Origin of the sequence: Kitasatospora sp. NPDC091257 (assembly GCF_044757675.1) — a bacterium.
Classification (GTDB): Bacteria; Actinomycetota; Actinomycetes; order Streptomycetales; family Streptomycetaceae; genus Kitasatospora; species Kitasatospora lactacystinica.
In genome coordinates this window covers 1-1,109 of record NZ_JBIVVI010001852.1, presented here as the reverse complement: position 1 = coordinate 1,109, position 1,109 = coordinate 1, and the positions used below count along the sequence as shown (strand labels likewise).

Sequence of the window (1,109 nt, the reverse complement as noted above, 5' to 3'; positions counted from 1 at the left end):
GGTGTGCTGGAGCAGCCGGCGCATCCGGGCCACCCAGCCGCCGGCCTGGCCGCCCTTGCTCAGCAGGCCGCCCTGCACCCCGGGCGAGGCCGGGACGAACACCCCGTTGACGTACACCCACTGAGCGCCGCCGCGCTGCGAGGGCTCGCCGATGCCGATCGGCACCACGAACCAGAAGGCGGCGTACAGCAGGGCGCCGATCCCCTGCGCGAAGAACAGCACGACGAAGGCGATCCGCACCCACCGCACCGGCAGCCCGAGGTGCACCGCCAGGCCGTGCGCGACGCCGCCGAGCATCCGTCCCTGCGGGCTGCGGTAGAGCCGCCGGTAGGGCGGCCTCCCGTCGTCGGGCGCGCTCGGGTCGGCGCCGGCCGACGACGCGGCGTCGGGGGCGGTGGGTCGGGGATCGGTACCGGGGGCTGCCACGGCACCGATGGTTCCACGCGCGCGCCCACGGGCGCATCAGGGTGTGTCCCCATCGCGTATCAGGGACAAGTCAGGGTACGGACAGGGATCGACCCGGTTGGGCCGGGCCCGCCCCTGCCGGAAGGATGGTGCCCATGACCGAGGACCCCCGCATCGAGGAGGCCGGGCCCGCCGCCCCGCCGGAACCGGACCGCCCGCCACTGACCCGGGCCGAGCACCACCGCGTGGTGGCCGGCGTCTGCGGCGGCCTCGGCCGGCACCTGGACATCGACCCGGTGGTCTTCCGGATCGTCACGGTGGTGCTCTGCCTCTCCGGCGGCCTCGGGCTGTTCCTGTACGGCCTGGCCTGGCTGATCGTCCCGACCGACGACGAGTCCAAGGGCCGCGGCGGGCGCACCGAGCTCCAGCGGGTGCTCACCGGGCGGGTGGACGGCCAGTCGGTCGGCGCGGTTCTGCTGACCGTGATCGGCACCGGGGTGTTCTTCTCCTCGATGGGCGACGGGGACCAGATGTTCCCGCTGCTGCTGCTCGCCGCCCTGGTCTTCCTGGCGGTGCGCTACGACCCGGAGCGCCGCCGGGGCCGCGGCCGGGGGCGCGACCGCCGCGGCGGCGGGCCGTACGACCGCCACTTCCCGGGGTCCGACGGGTCCGAGGGCACCGGGGTCACCGGGGTCACCGGCGGC

General features: G+C 75.7%; 2 protein-coding genes. One reads left to right on the top strand and one right to left on the bottom strand.

Annotated elements, in window-relative coordinates; all coding sequences use genetic code 11:
- On the bottom strand, window positions 1-435 hold a 435-nt coding region (locus ACIQOV_RS42460; RefSeq protein ID WP_401056624.1), incomplete at its 3' end, for a PspC domain-containing protein.
- A 125-nt stretch (window positions 436-560) separates the two neighbouring features.
- Between ACIQOV_RS42460 and ACIQOV_RS42455 the strand changes: the two genes are divergently transcribed.
- A partial coding sequence (locus ACIQOV_RS42455; protein ID WP_401056622.1) for a PspC domain-containing protein occupies window positions 561-1,109 on the top strand: 549 nt, incomplete at its 3' end.